18 protein-coding genes are annotated in these 18,178 nt (G+C 71.2%); all 18 read left to right on the plus strand.

Features of this window, described 5'->3' with window-relative positions; translation table 11 throughout:
• Positions 1–860: homoserine dehydrogenase (locus VE546_RS07825; RefSeq protein ID WP_324920005.1), on the plus strand; the 860-nt coding region annotated here is incomplete at its 5' end.
• A gap of 32 nt (positions 861–892) precedes the next feature.
• Entirely contained in the window at positions 893–1,972 is a 1,080-nt protein-coding gene (thrC, locus tag VE546_RS07830; RefSeq protein ID WP_414720428.1) for a threonine synthase, read from the plus strand.
• A gap of 348 nt (positions 1,973–2,320) precedes the next feature.
• Positions 2,321–3,247 (plus strand): homoserine kinase, encoded by a 927-nt coding sequence (thrB, locus tag VE546_RS07835; protein WP_324920010.1) that lies wholly within the window; start codon positions 2,321–2,323, stop codon positions 3,245–3,247.
• A gap of 381 nt (positions 3,248–3,628) precedes the next feature.
• Positions 3,629–5,620, plus strand: a complete 1,992-nt coding sequence (gene rho, locus VE546_RS07840) for a transcription termination factor Rho (RefSeq protein WP_324920012.1) — start codon at positions 3,629–3,631, stop codon at positions 5,618–5,620.
• Between the two features lie 175 nt (positions 5,621–5,795).
• On the plus strand, positions 5,796–6,866 hold the full coding sequence (locus tag VE546_RS07845) for an LCP family protein (protein WP_324920014.1): 1,071 nt from the start codon (positions 5,796–5,798) through the stop codon (positions 6,864–6,866).
• Positions 6,867–7,018: 152 nt separating this feature from the next.
• A complete protein-coding gene (rpmE, locus tag VE546_RS07850) occupies positions 7,019–7,246 on the plus strand; it encodes a 50S ribosomal protein L31 (protein WP_324920016.1) in 228 nt (75 codons plus the stop codon).
• Between the two features lie 97 nt (positions 7,247–7,343).
• Complete coding sequence (prfA, locus tag VE546_RS07855; RefSeq protein ID WP_324920018.1) at positions 7,344–8,417, plus strand: peptide chain release factor 1; 1,074 nt, start codon at positions 7,344–7,346, stop codon at positions 8,415–8,417.
• Between the two features lie 61 nt (positions 8,418–8,478).
• Positions 8,479–9,324, plus strand: a complete 846-nt coding sequence (prmC, locus tag VE546_RS07860) for a peptide chain release factor N(5)-glutamine methyltransferase (RefSeq protein WP_324920020.1) — start codon at positions 8,479–8,481, stop codon at positions 9,322–9,324.
• The gene (locus VE546_RS07865; RefSeq protein WP_324920022.1) at positions 9,325–9,972 is read left to right on the plus strand and encodes an L-threonylcarbamoyladenylate synthase; all 648 of its coding nucleotides are present in this window, start codon (positions 9,325–9,327) and stop codon (positions 9,970–9,972) included.
• Complete coding sequence (locus VE546_RS07870) at positions 9,969–10,601, plus strand: protein-tyrosine-phosphatase (protein ID WP_324920024.1); 633 nt, start codon at positions 9,969–9,971, stop codon at positions 10,599–10,601. Before VE546_RS07865 ends, VE546_RS07870 begins: the two co-directional genes overlap by 4 nt.
• Before the next feature lie 131 nt (positions 10,602–10,732).
• The gene (locus tag VE546_RS07875) at positions 10,733–12,064 is read left to right on the plus strand and encodes an MraY family glycosyltransferase (RefSeq protein WP_324920025.1); all 1,332 of its coding nucleotides are present in this window, start codon (positions 10,733–10,735) and stop codon (positions 12,062–12,064) included.
• A 238-nt stretch (positions 12,065–12,302) separates the two neighbouring features.
• A complete protein-coding gene (locus tag VE546_RS07880) occupies positions 12,303–12,740 on the plus strand; it encodes a hypothetical protein (protein WP_324920027.1) in 438 nt (145 codons plus the stop codon).
• 228 nt (positions 12,741–12,968) lie between these two features.
• On the plus strand, positions 12,969–13,796 hold the full coding sequence (atpB, locus tag VE546_RS07885; protein ID WP_324920029.1) for a F0F1 ATP synthase subunit A: 828 nt from the start codon (positions 12,969–12,971) through the stop codon (positions 13,794–13,796).
• 73 nt (positions 13,797–13,869) lie between these two features.
• Positions 13,870–14,112: an ATP synthase F0 subunit C gene (gene atpE, locus VE546_RS07890; protein WP_324920032.1), complete on the plus strand. Its 243-nt coding sequence runs from the start codon at positions 13,870–13,872 to the stop codon at positions 14,110–14,112.
• A gap of 41 nt (positions 14,113–14,153) precedes the next feature.
• Entirely contained in the window at positions 14,154–14,720 is a 567-nt protein-coding gene (locus VE546_RS07895) for a F0F1 ATP synthase subunit B (protein ID WP_324920034.1), read from the plus strand.
• On the plus strand, positions 14,717–15,541 hold the full coding sequence (locus tag VE546_RS07900; protein WP_324920036.1) for a F0F1 ATP synthase subunit delta: 825 nt from the start codon (positions 14,717–14,719) through the stop codon (positions 15,539–15,541). Before VE546_RS07895 ends, VE546_RS07900 begins: the two co-directional genes overlap by 4 nt.
• A 120-nt stretch (positions 15,542–15,661) precedes the next feature.
• On the plus strand, positions 15,662–17,233 hold the full coding sequence (gene atpA / locus VE546_RS07905; protein ID WP_324920038.1) for a F0F1 ATP synthase subunit alpha: 1,572 nt from the start codon (positions 15,662–15,664) through the stop codon (positions 17,231–17,233).
• A 2-nt stretch (positions 17,234–17,235) separates the two neighbouring features.
• The gene (locus VE546_RS07910; protein WP_324920040.1) at positions 17,236–18,174 is read left to right on the plus strand and encodes a F0F1 ATP synthase subunit gamma; all 939 of its coding nucleotides are present in this window, start codon (positions 17,236–17,238) and stop codon (positions 18,172–18,174) included.
• Positions 18,175–18,178: the final 4 nt, after the last annotated feature.

Here is an 18,178-nt window from a genome sequence, read left to right on the forward strand (position 1 = left end):
TGGCGGGCGACAAGGTCAACCGCATCCTGGGCATCGTCAACGGCACCACCAACTTCGTGCTGACGCGCATGGACGAGACCGGTGCCGGCTTCGCCGAGGCGCTCGACGAGGCGACCGCGCTGGGCTACGCCGAGGCCGACCCGACCGCCGACGTCGAGGGCTTCGACGCCGCCGCCAAGGCCGCCATCCTGGCCGGGATCGCCTTCCACACCCGCGTCCGCCTGGACGACGTGCACCGCGAGGGGCTGACCGAGGTCACCGCCGCGGACATAGCCTCCGCGCGGCGCATGGGCTGCACGGTCAAACTGCTGGCCATCTGCGAGCGTTCCGCCGACGGGCGGTCCGTCACCGCTCGCGTCCACCCGGCGATGATCCCGCTCAGCCACCCGCTGGCCTCCGTCCGCGAGGCGTACAACGCGGTCTTCGTCGAGGCCGAGGCCGCCGGGCGGCTGATGTTCTACGGTCCCGGCGCGGGGGGCGCGCCGACCGCGTCCGCGGTCCTGGGCGACCTGGTCGCCGCCTGCCGCAACAAGCTCAGCGGCTCGCGGGGACCGGGGGAGTCCGCCTACGCCCAGCTCCCCGTGAGCCCGATGGGCGAAGTGATCACCCGCTACCACATCAGCCTGGACGTCGCGGACAAACCGGGTGTCCTCGCCCAGTGCGCCACCGTCTTCGCCGAGCACGGAGTCTCCATCGACACCGTGCGCCAGCAGGGCAAGGGCGGCCCCGACGGCGACGCGTCGCTGGTCGTGGTCACCCACCGGGCGCCGGACGCCGCCCTGTCGGCGACCGTCGAGGCGCTGCGCAGACTGGACACCGTACGCGGCGTCGCGAGCATCATGCGGGTCGAAGGGGAATGAGAGAGATGACCACCGCCACCACCAGCCCTCGAATGTCCGGCACCCGCCAGTGGCGGGGCATCATCGAGGAGTACCGCGACCGGCTCCCGGTCACCGACGACACCCCGGTCGTGACCCTCCGCGAGGGCGGTACGCCGCTCGTGCCCGCACAGGTGCTCTCCGAGCGCACCGGCTGCGAGGTCCACCTGAAGGTCGAGGGCGCCAACCCCACCGGCTCCTTCAAGGACCGCGGGATGACGATGGCCATCAGCCGCGCGAAGCAGGAGGGCGCACAGGCGGTCATCTGCGCCTCCACCGGCAACACCTCCGCCTCGGCCGCCGCCTACGCGGTGCGGGCCGGGATGGTGTGCGCCGTCCTGGTGCCGCAGGGGAAGATCGCGCTGGGCAAGATGGGGCAGGCGCTGGTGCACGGTGCCCGCATCCTCCAGGTCGACGGCAACTTCGACGACTGCCTCACGCTGGCGCGCGGGCTGTCGGACAACTACCCGGTGGCGCTGGTCAATTCGGTCAACCCGGTGCGGATCGAGGGCCAGAAGACCGCGGCGTTCGAGGTCGTCGACATGCTCGGCGACGCCCCCGACATCCATGTCCTGCCGGTCGGCAACGCCGGGAACATCACCGCCTACTGGAAGGGCTACCGGGAGTACGCCGACGCGTCCGCCGGCGACGGCGCCCACGCCTCCCGCACGCCGCGGATGTGGGGCTTCCAGGCGTCCGGTTCGGCGCCCATCGTCCGGGGCGAGCCGGTCAAGGACCCGCGCACCATCGCCACCGCCATCCGCATCGGCAACCCGGCCTCCTGGGAGGCCGCCGAGCGGGCCCGCGACGAGTCCGGCGGGCTCATCGACGAGGTGACGGACCGCCAGATCCTGGCCGCCTACCGGCTCCTGGCCGCGCAGGAGGGCGTCTTCGTCGAGCCGGCCTCGGCCGCCTCCGTCGCCGGTCTGCTCAAGGCGGCCGAGGAGGGGAAGGTCGATCCGGGCCAGAGGATCGTCTGCACCGTCACGGGCAACGGCCTGAAGGACCCGAACTGGGCCGTGGAGGGCGCGCCGCAGCCCGTCGTCGTCCCGGTCGACGCGGCGGCCGCGGCCGAGCGCCTGGGACTGGCGTGAGGGACGGGGCGCACGCGGCCCCGGGAATGCGGGCGTGTCCGGTACGGGTACCGGTATAGGGGGGCGCACAGCGGCGCGCGACACGCATCGTGCGCCTCCTGTACGCCCTATGTCGCCACCGAACCGTCCTTCGATAGGCTGGGTACACGTCCCGACCTGGCGTACGGCATGTGCCAGAGGTCAGTGGACCGGTCCGGCTCTCGGCCGCGGTTCCCGCACGGCGCGTGACGCCGTGCGCCTTCGACCCGCACCAGGCAGCATCCGACCAGATTCGATCAAATCTGACCAAATCTGACTGATCCCGACCAACTCCGACCAGCACAGTCACACAAGGAGAGTCATCGAGCGATGGCCGGTCCCGCGTTCCGCGCCGCCGCCGTCCGGGTGCGCACCCCCGCCACCAGCGCCAACCTCGGCCCCGGCTACGACGCCCTCGGCCTGGCCCTGGGCCTGTACGACGACGTCGTGGTCCGCGTCGCCGACTCCGGACTGCACATCGACATCGCCGGCGAGGGCGCCGACACCCTGCCCCGCGACGAGAGCCACCTGCTCGTGCGCTCCATGCGGGCGGCCTTCGACCTGCTGGGCGGCCAGCCGCGGGGCCTGGAGGTCGTCTGCGCCAACCGCATCCCGCACGGCCGCGGCCTGGGCTCCTCCTCGGCCGCCATCTGCGCGGGCATCATGGCCGCCCGCGCGGTGACCACCGGCGGCGCCGAGAAGCTGGACGACATCGCCATGCTGGAGCTGGCGACGGAGATCGAGGGACACCCCGACAACGTCGCGGCCTGCCTGCTGGGCGGCTTCACCCTCGCCTGGACGGACGGCGGGGCCACCCGGGCGATCAGGATGGAGCCGCACCCGTCCGTCGTCCCGGTGGTCTTCGTACCCGACCGGCCGGTGCTCACCGAGACCGCCCGCGGACTGCTGCCCCGCACCGTTCCGCACGTGGACGCCGCCGTGAACGCCGGCCGGGCGGCCCTGCTCGTCGAGGCGCTCACCCGCCGCCCCGACCTGCTGCTCCCGGCCACCGAGGACCGGCTCCACCAGGAGTACCGCGCCCCGGCGATGGAGGAGAGCGTGGACCTGGTGCACCGACTGCGCGCCGACGGGGTGCCCGCGGTCATCTCCGGCGCGGGCCCCACGGTGCTCGCGCTGGTCGAGGACGGCGCGGCCGACAAGGTCGCGCGGCTCGCGGGCGACGGATGGGCGGCCAACCGGCTGACCCTCGACGCCGCGGGCGCCAGCGTGCTGCCGCTGGCCACCACGGGCCAGTGACACGAATGCCGGTCTCGGAGAGGGGGAATGTTTGTTGGGTCCGGTAGTGTTAACCTCAAGTCTGCACTCGCAGCCTCCAGGGACGTCCCGAAGGTGGCGCGGTGCTCTCCGTGATCCCGTGGGTACATTCCCATAAGGGAACACCCCTTCTTCCGGGAGCCTCCTGAACTGCCTGAGCAGCCTGCCGAGCAGTACGAGCTCGCTCCGGAACGGCGTGATTGACGCACGTCATCCCCTCACGCCACCCCCGTATTGATTCCTCCGCCGTACATCCAGGCGGAAACCACCGCCCCGGCCCGGTCGGAAAAAGGACCGCCGCCGGACAGCACAACCGGTCGCCGAGCCAGACAGGCCGACGCCCGCTCCAGGGAAGGACCCTTCGTGAGCGATACCACCGATCTGATGGGCGTGGACACCGCCGAAGCCGCCGCGCCCGCCACGGACGCTCCTGCCGCGCCCGCATCCGGTACCGCCCCCAGGCGTCGCCGCTCCGGCACGGGCCTTGAGGGCATGGTTCTAGCCGAACTGCAGCAGGTCGCCTCCGGCCTCGGCATCAGGGGCACGGCGCGGATGCGCAAGAGCCAGCTCATCGAGACCATCCGGGCCAAGCAGGCCGAGAACGCCGCGAACGCCGGCGGTTCCGGGAACGCGGGCACCGAGGCCCAGGCCGCCCCCGCCGCCGAGACCAAGCCGCGGCGCCGCGCGACCTCCAAGGCGCGCACGGGCGAGAGCACCGAGCCCGCCGGCGACGCCGCGCAGCAGCAGATCGACATCCCCGGCCAGCCGGGCAGCGACGAGCCCGCCGGTGAGCGCCGTCGCCGCGGCAAGGGCGACGCCCGGCCCGCCGAGACCCCGGCCGCCGCGGACGGCGAGGACAGGCCCGCCGAGCAGCGCGGCGACGGCGGCAAGGGCGCCGACGGCAAGCAGGACAAGCAGGAGAACAAGCAGGACAAGGGCGACCGCCAGGCCCAGGGCCAGGCCAAGGGACGCCAGCGCGACCGCCGCAACAAGAACGACGGCGGCGGTGGCGGCCAGCAGAACAACCAGGACGGCGGCAACCGCCAGAACCGCGACAGCCGTGACGGCCGCGACAGCCGTGACAGCCGCGACAGCCGTGACGGCCGCGACGACGACTTCGAGGGCGGGCGCCGCGGACGCCGGGGCCGCTACCGCGACCGCCGCGGACGCCGCGGCCGCGACGACTACGCCGCCGAGCCGCAGATCTCCGAGGACGACGTCCTGATCCCGGTCGCCGGAATCCTGGACATCCTCGACAACTACGCGTTCGTCCGCACCTCCGGCTACCTGCCGGGCCCGAACGACGTGTACGTCTCCCTCGCCCAGGTGCGCAAGAACGGCCTGCGCAAGGGCGACCACATCACCGGTGCGGTCCGCCAGCCGCGCGAGGGCGAGCGGCGCGAGAAGTTCAACGCGCTGGTCCGCCTGGACTCGGTCAACGGCATGTCGCCCGAGAGCGGCAGGAACCGCCCCGAGTTCAACAAGCTGACCCCGCTGTACCCGCAGGAGCGGCTGCGGCTGGAGACCGAGCCGGGGCACCTCACCTCGCGGATCATCGACCTGGTCGCGCCCATCGGCAAGGGCCAGCGCGGTCTGATCGTGGCCCCGCCGAAGGCGGGCAAGACCACGGTCCTGCAGTCGATCGCCAACTCCATCACCCGCAACAACCCCGAGTGCCACCTGATGGTCGTGCTCGTGGACGAGCGGCCGGAGGAGGTCACCGACATGCAGCGGTCGGTCAAGGGCGAGGTCATCTCCTCGACCTTCGACCGCCCCGCCGAGGACCACACCACCATCGCCGAGCTGGCCATCGAGCGGGCCAAGCGGCTGGTGGAGCTCGGCCACGACGTGGTGGTGCTGCTGGACAACATCACCCGCCTGGGCCGCGCGTACAACCTGGCAGCCCCGGCGTCGGGCCGCATCCTGTCCGGTGGTGTCGACTCCACCGCGCTCTACCCGCCGAAGAAGTTCTTCGGCGCCGCGCGGAACATCGAGGACGGCGGCTCCCTGACGATCCTCGCCGCCGCGCTGGTCGAGACCGGCTCGCGGATGGACGAGGTGATCTTCGAGGAGTTCAAGGGCACCGGCAACATGGAGCTCAAGCTCGACCGGAAGCTCGCCGAGAAGCGCATCTTCCCGGCGGTGGACGTCGACGCGTCCGGCACCCGCAAGGAGGAGATCCTGCTGGGCGCCGAGGAGCTGGGCATCGTCTGGAAGCTGCGGCGCGTCCTGCACGCGCTGGACCAGCAGCAGGCCATCGAGCTGCTGCTGGACAAGATGAAGCAGACGAAGTCCAACGCCGAGTTCCTGATGCAGATCCAGAAGACGACCCCGGCGCCGGGCAACGGCGACTGAGCCCGTCCGGGCCCGTCCGGAGGCAATGCGGCGAGGGCCGCCCCACCACGCACGGTGGGGCGGCCCTCGCCGCGCGTACGGGGGCGCGGTCCACCGGAGCCCGGAGGACGCGGACGCGGACGCGGAGTGATCCGGGCCGATGCGGGTACGCCGTCGCGGTGGAGAGGGAGCGCAGATGGCGGACGACGACACCACCGGAGGAGAGGCGCCGGGGGAGGGCCCGGCCCCCCGCGCGCGGCGCCGCACGGCGCTGCACGCCGCCGTCTGGGGCACGGTCGGCGCGCTCGTGCTGGCCGGGGCCGGGCTCGGGCTCGTCTACCTGAGGATCGACGGCAACGTCGCGGGCGTCGACATCGACTCCGCCCTGGGGCCCGACCGGCCCGCGGACGTCCCCGACGGCTCGCTGGACATCCTCCTCCTCGGCTCCGACAGCCGCTCCGGCGACAACCGCCGGTACGGCCGCGACGACGGCACCGCGCGCTCCGACACCGCGATGATCGTGCACGTCAACAAGGCGCACGACCGGGTCAGCGTCGTCTCCATCCCCCGCGACACCCTCGTCGAGCGGCCCGAGTGCGACAAGCCCGGGGGCGGCACGGCGCCCGCCGCGCGGCGCGCGATGTTCAACGAGGCGTACGAGACCGGCGGCCCCGCCTGCGCGGTGAAGACGGTCGAGTCGATGACCGGCATCCGCATGGACCACTACGTCGAGATCGACTTCACCGGCTTCAAGGAGGTGGTCGACCGGCTCGGCGGCGTGCCGGTCACCACCACCGAGCCGATCGACGACGAGGACAGCCACCTGCACCTCCCCGCCGGGCGGCACACCCTGGACGGGGAGCGGGCCCTGGCCCTGGTCCGCACCCGCAAGAGCGTCGGCAACGGCAGCGACCTGGGGCGCATAAGGCTCCAGCACGCGTTCGTGCGGGCGTTCGCCGAGCGGGTGCGGAACGTGGGGGTGTTCTCCGACCCCAAGCGGTTCTACGGCCTCCTCGACACCGCCAGCTCCGCCCTCACCACCGACTCCGCCCTCGCCTCGGCCCCCCGCCTGGCCGGCCTGGCCAAGGCCCTGCGGGACGTCGACCCCCGGGACGTCCGGACGGTCACCCTGCCGGTGCGCTACTCCTCCGCCGACCCCAACCGGGTGGTGCCGGTCAGGAGCCGGGCCGAGCGGATCTGGCGGGCGCTCAGGGCGGACGAGCCCGTTCCGGCGTCCGCGGCGGAGGGGACGGCCGCCGCGGAATAACCTCCGCCGCCCCCTGGTTTGGGGAGGCGCGCCCGGTGATGGCAAACTGGTGCGTCGGTCCCGGTTCACGCGCAGGCAGCGATCCTTCCCGCCCGCCATCGGGCGCGAGGAGCCGGTGCGACCCGGTGCCCTCCCGAAACCTAGGAGATACCTTGAAGCGCGACATCCACCCGGAGTACGTGGAGACCCAGGTGAGCTGCACCTGCGGCAACTCCTTCACCACCCGTAGCACCGTCACCAACGGCACCATCCGCGCGGACGTGTGCTCCGAGTGCCACCCGTTCTACACGGGCAAGCAGAAGATCCTCGACACCGGTGGCCGCGTGGCCCGCTTCGAGGCCCGCTTCGGCAAGAACGCCGGGTCGAGGAACAAGAAGTAGCGACCTCCAACGCCGGTCCTCGGCCGTCCCCCCGGGCGGCCGGGCCGGCGTTTTGCCGTCCCGGCAGGCCACCACCCCACACATAAGGACTTCAACGATGTTCGAGGCGGTCGAGGAACTGATCGGCGAGCACGCCGACCTCGAAAAACAGCTCGCCGACCCCGCCATCCACACGGACCAGGCCCACGCGCGCCGGCTCAACAAGCGGTACGCCGAGCTGACCCCCATCGTGGACACCTACCGGGCCTGGAAGCGCACCGGGGACGACATCGCCACGGCCCGCGAGCTGGCCGCCGACGACCCGGACTTCGCGGCCGAGGTCAGGGAGCTGGAGGCCCAGCGCGAGGAACTGACCGAGCGGCTGCGGCTGCTGCTCGTCCCGCGCGACCCCAGCGACGACAAGGACGTCATCCTGGAGATCAAGGCGGGTGAGGGCGGCGAGGAGTCCGCGCTCTTCGCCGGCGACCTGCTGCGCATGTACCTGCGCTACGCCGAGCGGCGGAACTGGAAGACCGAGATCCTGGAGGCCAACGAGTCCGACCTCGGCGGCTACAAGGACGTCCAGGTCGCCGTGAAGAGCAGGGGCGGCGCCGCGGAGCCCGGCCAGGGCGTCTGGGCCCGGCTGAAGTACGAGGGCGGCGTCCACCGCGTCCAGCGGGTGCCCGCCACCGAGTCCCAGGGCCGCATCCACACCTCCGCGGCCGGCGTCCTCGTCCTCCCCGAGGCCGAGGAGGTCGAGGTCGAGATCAACCCGAACGACCTGCGGATCGACGTCTACCGCTCCTCCGGGCCCGGCGGCCAGTCCGTGAACACCACCGACTCCGCGGTCCGCATCACCCACCTGCCCACCGGCATCGTGGTCTCCTGCCAGAACGAGAAGAGCCAGCTCCAGAACAAGGAGCAGGCGCTGCGCATCCTGCGCGCCCGGCTGCTCGCGGCGGCCCAGGAGGAGGCGGAGCGGGAGGCCTCGGACGCGCGGCGCAGCCAGGTGCGTACCGTGGACAGGTCGGAGCGCATCCGCACCTACAACTACCCGGAGAACCGGATCTCGGACCACCGGGTGGGCTTCAAGGCGTACAACTTGGACCAGGTGCTGGACGGCGACCTGGACGCGGTGATCCAGGCCTGCGTGGACGCCGACGCCGCGGCCAAGCTCGCCGCCGCACAGTAACCGCGCCGCGGGCCGGCAGGCCCGCACAGGCTCGTACGGGACGGGTGGAGGACGAGGAAACGTGAACGTACTGCTCGCCGAGGTGGCCCAGGCCACCCAGCGGCTCGCCGACGCCGGAGTGCCCTCCCCGCGCTTCGACGCGGAGGAGCTGGCGGCGTACGTCCACGGGGTCAGGCGCGGGGAGCTGCACCTGGTCGCGGACGCCGACTTCGACGCCCGCTACTGGGAGGCGGTCGCCCGGCGCGAGGCCCGTGAGCCGCTCCAGCACATCACCGGCCGCGCCTTCTTCCGCTACCTGGAGCTCCAGGTGGGCCCCGGGGTGTTCGTGCCCCGTCCCGAGACCGAGTCCGTCGTCGGCTGGGCGATAGACGCCGTGCGCGCCATGGACGTCGCCGAACCGCTGATCGTCGACCTGTGCACCGGCTCCGGCGCCATCGCCCTGGCGATGGCCCAGGAGGTGCCGCGCTCGCGCGTGCACGCCGTGGAGCTGGACGAGGGGGCGCTGGAGTGGGCCCGCAAGAACGTCGAGGGCTCCCGGGTCGTCCTCCACCACGGCGACGCGCTGACCGCCCTGCCCGAGCTGGACGGCCAGGTCGACCTCGTCATCTCCAACCCCCCCTACATCCCGCTCACCGAGTGGGAGCACGTCGCCCCCGAGGCCCGCGACCACGATCCGCAGGTCGCGCTGTTCTCCGGGGAGGACGGCCTGGACGTCATCCGCGGCATCGAGCGCACCGCGCACCGGCTGCTGCGTCCCGGCGGCCTGGTGGTCGTCGAGCACGCCGACACCCAGGGCGGCCAAGTCCCCTGGATCTTCACCGAGGACCGCGGCTGGGCGGATGCCGCGGACCACCCCGACCTCAACAACCGGCCCCGTTTTGCCACAGCCCGCAGGGAGGTGCCGTAAATGGCACGGCGTTACGACTGCTCCGACGCGACCGACCGCGCGACCGGCCTGCGCGAGGCCGCCTCGGCCGTCCGCCGCGGCGAACTCGTCGTGCTGCCCACGGACACGGTCTACGGCATCGGCGCCGACGCCTTCAGCCAGGAGGCCGTCGCCGATCTGCTGGCGGCCAAGGGGCGCGGGCGCGGCATGCCCTCGCCCGTCCTGATCGGTTCCCCGAACACCCTCCACGGTCTGGTCACCGACTTCTCCGAGCAGGCCTGGGAACTGGTGGACGCCTTCTGGCCGGGGGCGCTCACCCTGGTCGCCCGGCACCAGCCCTCGCTGACCTGGGACCTGGGCGAGACGCAGGGGACCGTCGCCGTCCGGATGCCGCTGCACCCGGTGGCGATCGAGCTGCTGACCGACGTCGGCCCGATGGCGGTGTCGTCCGCCAACCTCACCGGCCACCCGGCCCCGCAGGACTGCGACGCCGCCCAGGAGATGCTGGGCGACTCCGTCGCCGTCTACCTCGACGGCGGCCCCACCCCGGACTCGGTGCCCTCCTCGATCGTCGACGTCACCGGCCCGGTGCCCCGGCTGCTGCGCGCCGGCGCGCTCGGTGTGGAGGAGCTGCGCAAGGTGGTACCCGGCCTCGAGGTCGCCAGTTGACGCCGTCCGAAGGGCGTGGCATACCGGTCTTCCGCATCCTCCACGTCTCCACCGGCAACGTCTGCCGCTCCCCGATCACCGAGCGGCTGACCCGGCACGCCCTGGTGGAACGCCTCGGCGACGAGCGGGCCGGCGGGCTGGTCGTGGAGAGCGCGGGGACGTGGGGCCACGAGGGCGCGCCGATGGAGGAGCACGCGGCGGCGGTGCTGCACGAGTACGGGGCGGACCCGTCCGGCTTCACCGGCCGCGAGCTGCTGGACGAGCACGTCATACGCGCCGACCTGGTGCTGACCGCGACCCGGGACCACCGGGCGCAGGTGATCTCCATGGGGCACTCCGCGGGGCTGCGCACCTTCACGCTCAAGGAGTTCACCCGGCTGGTGCGGGCCATCGACCCCGCCACCCTGCCCGAGCCCGACCCGGACGGCGGCGTGGTCGAGCGGGCCCGCGCCCTGGTGCGGGCCGCCGCGGCGCTGCGCGGCTGGCTGCTGGCGCCCAGCGCGGAGGCCGACGAGGTGTACGACCCCTACGGCGCGCCCATCACGTACTTCCGCAGCGTGGGCGAGGAGATCCACGCGGCCCTCGAACCGGTGGTCACGGCCCTGACGGGCGTTCCGGCGCGCACCTAGGCGGAAGCCCCGGACCGACGGCGGGAGGACGGCCACGGGGGGCGGTGCGCAACCGTTCACCGCGGACCGTTGTCTAAGGTGTGGTGTCTCAGGGGTGAGCCTGGGAAGCCTGCGAGAGTTCTGGGGAATCCGTGCGTGAATACCTGCTGACGCTGTGCGTCACGGCGGCGGTCACCTATCTCCTCACCGGGCCGGTGCGGAAGTTCGCCATCGCGGCGGGCGCGATGCCCGAGATCCGGGCGCGCGACGTGCACCGCGAACCGACGCCGCGGCTCGGCGGCATCGCCATGTTCGGCGGGCTGTGCGCGGGCCTGCTGGTGGCCTCCCAGCTCACCAACGTGGGCGACGTGTTCCGGCTCTCCGACGAGCCCCGCGCGCTGCTGGCCGGCGCCGGGCTCATCTGGCTGCTGGGCGTCCTGGACGACAAGTGGGGCGTGGACGCGCTGGTCAAGCTCGGCGGCCAGATGATCGCCGCGGGCGTGATGGTGTGGCAGGGCCTGACGGTGCTGTGGCTGCCCGTGCCGGGCGTGGGCAACGTCGCGCTGACCCCCCTGCAGGGCACCCTGCTGACGGTCGCGCTGGTCGTCGTCACCATCAACGCGGTCAACTTCGTGGACGGCCTGGACGGCCTGGCCTCCGGCATGGTCTGCATCGCCGCCGTGGCGTTCTTCATGTACGCCTACCGGATCTGGTACGGCTACGGCATCGAGGCCGCCGCGCCCGCGACGCTCTTCGCGGCCGTCCTGATGGGCATGTGCCTGGGCTTCCTGCCGCACAACATGCACCCCGCGCGGATCTTCATGGGCGACTCGGGGTCGATGCTCATCGGGCTGGTGCTGGCCGCCGGGGCGGTGTCCGTCACCGGCCAGGTCGACCCGGACGTCATCACCGACAGCACCGGCTCGGTCAAGACCACGGTCCAGACGATGGTGCCGGTCTACATGCCCGTGCTGCTGCTGCCGCTGTCGGTGCTGGCGGTGCCGATCGCCGACCTGGTGCTGGCGATCGTACGGCGCACCTGGCGGGGCCAGTCGCCGTTCGCGGCCGACCGCGGCCACCTCCACCACCGGCTGCTGGAGATCGGCCACTCGCACAGCCGCGCCGTCCTGATCATGTACTTCTGGTCGGCGCTGATCGCCTTCGGCGCGGTCGCCTTCTCGGTGCGGTCCTCCAGCCTGGTGATCGTGCTGACCATCGTGCTGCTGAGCGCGGTGGGGCTGGTGATCCTGCTGATGCCGCGGTTCACCCCGCGGGTGCCGCGCTGGGCGCAGGCGCTGGTGCCCCCGCGCTACCGGATCCGGCCGGAGCCCGCGGACCGGGACACGGACCAGGGCACGGACCAGGACGCAGGGCCGGAGGGGGCGGAGCGGAGGCCCGGGCCGGCCCCGCGGAAGCCCAGTGGCGCGACCGCGCTGCGGGAGTACGAACGCCTGGCGCGCCACAAGGTCGACAGCCGTTCATAGCAGGTCACCGGGGTGCCGTCAGCACAGCGCCCCGGGAATTACCCCGTGCGTGTGATGGTCGGCACACGAACTAGGTAAAGACCTCATCAAATAGTTTGTGATACCGTTCACGAGAACCCGGTGCCCATCGGAAGAGCCGTAGTGCGGCGGCTCTCACACGGGCGAGGTCCTGGATCCTCGATCGCCGGGGATACGCTCGTCAGCGACGACAAGACGCCCCCGAAATCGGAGCCTCCCCATGCAGTCGAATGACGTTCGCATGCTGCTGAGCTGCGCCGTCCCGACCGCCGCCGCCGGTGTGGTGGCCGCGGGTGTCAGTGGTGCGCTGGCCGGTGGCGAGGGTGCGATCGGCGCGGCTTTCGGGGCGGTCGTCGTCATCCTCTTCATGGGGAGCGGACTCGGCGTGCTCCAGTGGGTCGCCAAGTCCTTCCCCCAACTGTTCCAGGCCATGGGCCTGCTGCTGTACCTGGCACAGATCCTGCTGCTCGCCGTCGTGCTCGCGGTTTTCCAGGACACCACGCTGTTCGACACCACCGCGTTCGGCCTCTCCCTGCTCGCGGCCACTCTGGTGTGGATCGCGGCCCAGGCCCGTGCGCACCTGAAGGCCAAGATCCTGTACGTGGAGCCCGAGTCGTCCCCGGAAGGGAAGCCCACCGTTCAGGGGCCGAAGTCGTGATGTGTAGGGCTGGGATAAAGACGCGTTCGAACTCCTGCTATCGTCCGGTGCCAACTGCGGTAGCGCAGGCGCGGGTGGTTGGATCCGCAGGCTCGTCCACAGGCTCTCCGAAACGGAAGCGGCAGCCGGAGCAGCTCACCAGCCGCCCCCATATCCGCAAGTCCAGTCCAGTGCCGTTCCGTGGCCGTGCGCCGCGCCGACACATCGAGGTTGCCGTACCCATGCGCCATGTTGAAGGAGCTCGCGGTGAGTGCTGACCAGATGCTCGCCTTCGAGACCGACTGCCACATCTTCGAGGGGTGCGGCTTCCCCGCCCCGGGCCTGCACTCGTTCATCTTCGAGCCGATCTTCACCGTTGGCGGATTCGAGTTCAACAAGCCGATCCTGCTGGCCCTTCTCGGCACCGTCGCGATCGTCGGGTTCTTCTGGGCGGCCTTCAACAAGCCCAAGCTGGTGCCGGGCAAGCTGCAGATGATCGGCGAGGCCGGATACGACTTCGTGCGCCGGGGCGTCGTCTACGAGACGCTCGGCAAGCGGGACGGCGAGAAGTACGTCCCCTTCGTCGTCGCCCTCTTCTTCTTCGTCTGGGTGATGAACCTCTGGTCGGTGATCCCGCTGGCCCAGTTCCCGGTGACGTCGATCTTCGCCTTCCCGCTCGGCCTGGCGCTGCTGGTCTACGTCGTCTGGGTCGGCCTCACCTTCAAGAAGCACGGCTTCGTCGGGGCCTTCAAGAACTTCACCGGCTACGACAAGTCGCTCGGCGCCGTGCTGCCGCTGGTCATGGTGATCGAGCTCTTCTCGAACCTCCTCGTGCGCCCCTTCACCCACGCGGTGCGGCTCTTCGCCAACATGTTCGCGGGCCACATGCTGCTGGTGATGTTCAGCATCGCCAGCTGGTACCTGCTGAACGGCATCGGAATCGCCTACGCCGCCGTCTCGTTCGGCATGACCGTGCTGATGGTGGCGTTCGAGCTGTTCATCCAGGCGGTCCAGGCGTACGTGTTCGTCCTGCTGACCTGCACCTACCTCCAGGGCGCGCTCGCCGAGCACCACTGAGCCAGTCCGTCCCCACCCGAGTCGTCAGGCGGCCAACCCCCGCCTGTCCTGTGAAAGAGAAGGAAGAAACCTCATGTCCGTTGCGCAGACGTTTCTGGCCGAAGGCGTTACCGGCAACCTGGGCTCCATCGGCTACGGCCTCGCCGCGATCGGTCCCGGCATCGGTGTCGGCATCGTCTTCGGTAACGGCACCCAGGCCCTGGCCCGTCAGCCCGAGGCCGCCGGTCTGATCCGTGCCAACCAGATCCTCGGCTTCGCCTTCTGTGAGGCGCTGGCCCTCATCGGCATCGTCATGGGCTTCGTCTTCCGCGCCTGAGCCCGGACGCACCAAACCCATTCCCGACGGAAGGCACTGATGTGATCGCCCTGGTACAGGTAGCGGCCGAGGAGGCGCAGAACCCCCTCGTCCCGCCCATCCCGGAGCTCGTCGTCGGTCTGATTGCCTTCGCCATCGTTTTCTTCTTCCTCTGGAAGAAGCTCCTCCCGAACATCAACAAGGTTCTGGAGGAGCGGCGCGAGGCGATCGAGGGCGGCATCGAGAAGGCCGAGGCGGCTCAGCTCGAGGCGCAGCAGACCCTTGAGCAGTACAAGGCCCAGCTCGCTGAGGCCCGCCACGAGGCCGCGCGCCTGCGCCAGGAGGCGCAGGAGCAGGGCGCCGCACTCATCGCCGAGATGCGTGCGGAGGGCCAGCGGCAGCGTGAGGAGATCATCGCCGCCGGACACGCCCAGATCGAGGCCGACCGCCGGCAGGCCGCGCAGGCGCTGCGCCAGGACGTGGGCAAGCTCGCCACCGAACTGGCCGGCAAGCTCGTGGGCGAGTCCCTTGAGGACCACGCCCGGCAGAGCCGTACGATCGACCGCTTCCTCGACGAGCTCGAGGCGAAGGCGGCGGCTTCCGCCGAGTCCTCCGGGGCCGCCCGATGAACGGAGCGAGCCGCGAGGCGCTGGCCGCCGCTCGCGAGCGGCTGGACGCGCTGACGGACTCCACGTCCGTCGACGCGGCCAGGCTCGCCGACGAGCTGGCAGCGGTCACCGCGCTGCTCGACCGCGAGGTGTCGCTGCGTCGGGTCCTGACCGACCCGGCGCAGTCCGGCGAGGCCAAGGCCGAGCTGGTCGGACGCCTGCTGGGCAACCAGGTGGGCGGCGAGACGGTCGACCTGGTCTCCGGCATGGTCCGCTCCCGCTGGTCGCGTTCGCGCGACCTGGTGGACGCGGTCGAGCAGCTCGCCGATGTCGCCGACCTCGTCGCGGCCGAGCGTGACGGCAGCCTGGACGACGTCGAGGACGAGCTGTTCCGGTTCGCCCGGACCGTCGCCTCCTCGCCCGAGCTGCGCTCCGTCCTCGGCGGCAAGGTCGCCGACGACACCCTCAGGACGGCCAGGACCGAGCTGCTGCACCGGCTGCTCGGCGGCAAGGCCCGGCCCGCCACCGAGCGACTGGTCGTCCGCCTGGTGCGCCAGCCGCGCGGTCGTAGTCTTGAAGCAGGCCTGGAGGCCCTCTCCAGGCTGGCAGCGGAGCGCAGGAACCGGTCGGTGGCGGTGGTCACCTCCGCCGTGCCGCTCAGCGACCACCAGAAGCAGCGCCTCGGCGCGGCGCTGGCGAGGCTGTACGGCCGCGAGATGCACCTCAACCTCGACGTGGACCCCGCGGTCCTCGGCGGTGTCAGGGTGCGGATCGGCGACGAGGTCATCGACGGCACCATCGCGGAGCGCCTCGAGGAGGCGACCCGGCGGATGGCGGGCTGACCCGGCGGCCGACGGACGTCATGCCGTAGGCGCACACACCAACTCAAGAAGCAGTACTGGCGGCCCGAGTTGGGCCGTAGCAGACATATACGGGCCCAACAAGGAGAGCAGGGAACCCAGATGGCGGAGCTCACGATCCGGCCGGATGAGATCCGGGATGCGCTGGAGAACTTTGTCCAGTCGTACACGCCGGACGCGGCCTCGCGCGAAGAGGTCGGGACGGTCAGCGTTGCCGGTGACGGCATCGCGAAGGTCGAGGGTCTTCCCTCGACCATGGCGAACGAGCTGCTGAAGTTCGAGGACGGCACCCTCGGCCTCGCCCTCAACCTCGAGGAGCGCGAGATCGGTGCGATCATCCTCGGTGAGTTCAGCGGCATCGAGGAGGGCCAGACGGTGCGCCGCACCGGCGAGGTCCTCTCCGTCGCGGTCGGCGACGGTTACCTCGGCCGTGTCGTCGACCCGCTGGGCAACCCGGTCGACGGCCTCGGCGAGATCCAGACCGAGGGCCGCCGCGCCCTCGAGCTGCAGGCCCCCACGGTCATGCAGCGCAAGTCGGTGCACGAGCCGATGGAGACGGGCTACAAGGCCGTCGACGCGATGACCCCGATCGGCCGCGGCCAGCGCCAGCTGATCATCGGTGACCGCCAGACCGGCAAGACCGCGCTCTGCGTCGACACGATCATCAACCAGCGCGACAACTGGCGCTCGGGCGACCCGAAGAAGCAGGTCCGCTGCATCTACGTCGCCATCGGTCAGAAGGGCTCCACCATCGCCTCCGTGCGCGCCGCGCTGGAGGAGGCCGGTGCCCTGGAGTACACCACCATCGTCGCCGCCCCGGCGTCCGACCCGGCGGGCTTCAAGTACCTGGCCCCCTACACCGGCTCGGCCATCGGTCAGCACTGGATGTACCAGGGCAAGCACGTCCTGATCATCTTCGACGACCTGTCCAAGCAGGCCGACGCCTACCGCGCCGTCTCCCTGCTGCTGCGCCGTCCGCCGGGGCGCGAGGCCTACCCGGGCGACGTCTTCTACCTGCACTCCCGGCTGCTGGAGCGCTGCGCCAAGCTGTCGGACGAGATGGGTGCCGGCTCGATGACGGGTCTGCCGGTCATCGAGACCAAGGCCAACGACGTCTCGGCGTTCATCCCGACCAACGTCATCTCCATCACCGACGGCCAGTGCTTCCTGGAGTCCGACCTGTTCAACGCGGGCCAGCGCCCGGCGCTGAACGTCGGTATCTCCGTCTCCCGCGTCGGTGGCGCCGCCCAGCACAAGGCCATGAAGCAGGTCTCCGGCCGACTGCGCGTGGACCTGGCCCAGTACCGCGAGCTGGAGGCGTTCGCCGCCTTCGGTTCCGACCTGGACGAGGCCTCCAAGGCGGCGCTGGAGCGGGGCAAGCGCATGGTCGAGCTGCTCAAGCAGCCGCAGTACAACCCGTACCCGACCGAGGACCAGGTCGTCTCCATCTGGGCCGGCACCACCGGCAGGATGGACGACGTTCCGGTGGAGGACATCCGGCGGTTCGAGCGCGAGCTGCTGGACACCCTGCACCGCGAGCACAAGGACCTGATGACCGGCATTCGCGAGGGCGGCAAGATGTCCGACGACACGCTCCAGGCGCTGTCGGACGCCATCGCCTCCTTCAAGAAGCAGTTCGAGACCTCGGACGGCAAGCTGCTGGGCGAGGGCTGAGCATGGGCGCTCAGGTCAGGGTCTACAAGCGACGGATCCGTTCCGTCAGCTCGACCAAGAAGATCACCAAGGCGATGGAGATGATCGCCGCCTCGCGCATCGTCAAGGCACAGCGCCAGGTGGCCGCGTCCACTCCGTACGCCAGGGAGCTGACCCGTGCGGTGGCCGCGGTCGCCACCGGTTCCAACACCCGGCACCCGCTGACCACCGAGGCCGAGAACCCGACCCGGGCCGCTGTCCTGCTCATCACCAGCGACCGCGGTCTGGCGGGCGGCTACTCCTCCAACGCCATCAAGGCGGCGGACCGGCTGACCGAGCGGCTGCGGGCGCAGGGCAAGGAGGTCGACACCTACGTCGTCGGCCGCAAGGGCGTGGCGTACTACGGCTTCCGCGACCGGAAGGTCGTCCAGTCCTGGACGGGCTTCACCGACCGGCCGTCGTACTCCGACGCCAAGGCCGTCGCCGGGCCGCTGATCGAGGCGGTCCTGAAGGACACGGCCGAGGGCGGCGTCGACGAGCTGCACATCGTCTTCACGGAGTTCGTGTCGATGATCACGCAGACGCCGGTCGACAAGCGGCTGCTGCCCCTCAGCCTCGACGAGGTGGAGGACCGGGGCGCCGGCGGCCTGGAGACGGCGGAGAAGAAGGAGCCGCAGGTCCTGCCGCTCTACGACTTCGAGCCCTCCTCCGAGGACGTCCTCGACGCCCTGCTGCCGCGGTACGTCGAGAGCCGCATCTACAACGCCCTGCTCCAGTCGTCGGCCTCCGAGCACGCCGCCCGCCGGCGCGCGATGAAGTCGGCGACCGACAACGCCGAGGAGCTCATCAAGTCGCTCACGCGGCTTGCCAACCAGGCCCGCCAGGCCGACATCACCCAGGAAATCAGCGAGATCGTCGGTGGTGCCAGCGCGCTGGCCGACGCTTCTGCGGGGAGTGACTGACAAC

The organism is Streptomyces sp. (genome assembly GCF_035644915.1).
Lineage (GTDB): Bacteria > Actinomycetota > Actinomycetes > Streptomycetales > Streptomycetaceae > Streptomyces.

What these genes read in the sequence shown, in the direction of transcription:
- thrC (WP_414720428.1), top strand. Translation starts at nt 893, where the DNA reads ATGTCCGGCACCCGCCAGTGGCGGGGCATCATCGAGGAGTACCGCGAC.
- thrB (WP_324920010.1), top strand. Translation starts at nt 2,321, where the DNA reads ATGGCCGGTCCCGCGTTCCGCGCCGCCGCCGTCCGGGTGCGCACCCCC.
- VE546_RS07845 (WP_324920014.1), top strand. Translation starts at nt 5,796, where the DNA reads ATGGCGGACGACGACACCACCGGAGGAGAGGCGCCGGGGGAGGGCCCG.
- prfA (WP_324920018.1), top strand. Translation starts at nt 7,344, where the DNA reads ATGTTCGAGGCGGTCGAGGAACTGATCGGCGAGCACGCCGACCTCGAA.
- VE546_RS07865 (WP_324920022.1), top strand. Translation starts at nt 9,325, where the DNA reads ATGGCACGGCGTTACGACTGCTCCGACGCGACCGACCGCGCGACCGGC.
- VE546_RS07880 (WP_324920027.1), top strand. Translation starts at nt 12,303, where the DNA reads ATGCAGTCGAATGACGTTCGCATGCTGCTGAGCTGCGCCGTCCCGACC.
- atpB (WP_324920029.1), top strand. Translation starts at nt 12,969, where the DNA reads ATGTTGAAGGAGCTCGCGGTGAGTGCTGACCAGATGCTCGCCTTCGAG.
- atpE (WP_324920032.1), top strand. Translation starts at nt 13,870, where the DNA reads ATGTCCGTTGCGCAGACGTTTCTGGCCGAAGGCGTTACCGGCAACCTG.
- VE546_RS07900 (WP_324920036.1), top strand. Translation starts at nt 14,717, where the DNA reads ATGAACGGAGCGAGCCGCGAGGCGCTGGCCGCCGCTCGCGAGCGGCTG.
- atpA (WP_324920038.1), top strand. Translation starts at nt 15,662, where the DNA reads ATGGCGGAGCTCACGATCCGGCCGGATGAGATCCGGGATGCGCTGGAG.
- VE546_RS07910 (WP_324920040.1), top strand. Translation starts at nt 17,236, where the DNA reads ATGGGCGCTCAGGTCAGGGTCTACAAGCGACGGATCCGTTCCGTCAGC.